The sequence below is a fragment of the Microvirga sp. jy35 genome (genome assembly GCF_056148915.1).
In genome coordinates this window covers 1-1,429 of record NZ_JBWBEW010000110.1, presented here as the reverse complement: position 1 = coordinate 1,429, position 1,429 = coordinate 1, and the positions used below count along the sequence as shown (strand labels likewise).

1 protein-coding gene is annotated in these 1,429 nt (G+C 63.3%); it reads right to left on the bottom strand.

The genetic code is table 11. From position 1 onward, the window contains the following. The coding region (locus AC0QTX_RS27425) for a TIM-barrel domain-containing protein (RefSeq protein ID WP_474606952.1) at nucleotides 1–1,429 on the bottom strand (1,429 nt) is incomplete at both ends.

Genomic DNA, 1,429 nt, shown 5'->3' with positions numbered 1-1,429 from the left:
GCCGCACCCGGGCTCTGGGTGAAGCCGGATCGGTCGAAGAACACAATGTCATCGCCCCGCCCCGCCTCCTCGATCGCCTCGCGGGCGACCCGGGCCCACTCCTGCGCGTAGCGGTTGTGCCAGACGGCCGGATCGGCGCCATCGTGGAGCTTGCCGTCGAAGGGCAGCGCCTCGCCGAAGTCGTTCATCCAGCCGGAGGAGCCCGCCTTCTCGATCATCTCCCTCTTCATCACGCCCTTGATCCAGGTGCGGGCCTCCGGGTTGCTCAGGTCGACAAGCGCCGCCGAGAAGGTGGTGTTGCGGTTGAGGAACGGTGTCCCGTCCGCCTTCCTGACGAGGTAGCCCCTGGCCAGAGCCTCGGTGTAGAGGCTGTTGTGGCCCTCCTCCGTCGACAGGAAAGGGTTGATGTAGGTCAGCATCCGTGCGCCCTGGCTCTCCAGGTCAGCCACCAGTTGCTTCCAGCCCTGGTAGTAGGTCTCGTCGAGCTGCCAGTTCCACCAGAGCTGCCGGCCTGTGGAGGTGACGCGCACGCCGGGCCAGTCCTGAAGCCACACACCCGCGAGCGGTATCCCGGCCTTGTTGACGGTATCGATCTTGCCGCGCACCACATTGGTGCCGCCTTGCGTTCCGAGGATGAGACCCTCGTGGATCCAGTCGGGCAAGGCCCGCATGCGGCCGGAGTACTCGGTGAACGCCTCGATCAGGTCGAGCGGCGTTCGTCCATAGAGGATGCGGCCGATCATGGTTGCGGACCAGACTTTGATGTCAATCTGGTCAGGCTGACGCATGTCGAAGGTGCTGTACTCGGTGTTCTCCAGGAACAGCGAGCGGAGGCGGTTCGTCAGATAATGCGGCACCGGAGCTTCTGTCACGAAGGGCGTGCCACCGCCCCGGTTAGCCAGGTGGTCGATGATCTCGGTGACCACGGCCTGGCCACGCCCGACACCGTGCTCCTGCACCAGGATGGGCAGGACGAAGCCCTTCTGGTTGAAATAAGTGAGCTGCTGGCCGAACCCGAAGATAGCCTCGTCCGCGACTGACCCGACAACCAGGCGGATGCGGTTCACGTCTGCTGCGTCGACTGTAATGGTGAAGCGCAGGTGAAACGTCGACACTGCTTCGAAAGCAAGCTTGTACCCAATGGCTCCGCCGGTTCCCGTGAGCTTCCCCGTCACCACCGCTGTGTTGCCGTCAACCGCAACGGCTTCAATCGTCGGCTGTCCGAAAGAGCTCGATACGGTGTCGCTAATCTCAAACGAGCCCTCCGGCGTGCCGAACTCGCGGATGTCTGCGGTAGCAATCTCCGCGACAAGGAATGTGCCGTCGGTGACCGTATCCCATATGACCTGGTTGGGTGCATGCTTATGTGCGACCTGTAATCCCGTCTCTGTGTGGGTGAGAAGGAAGTCGCCGACCGGGAACGTCTCGG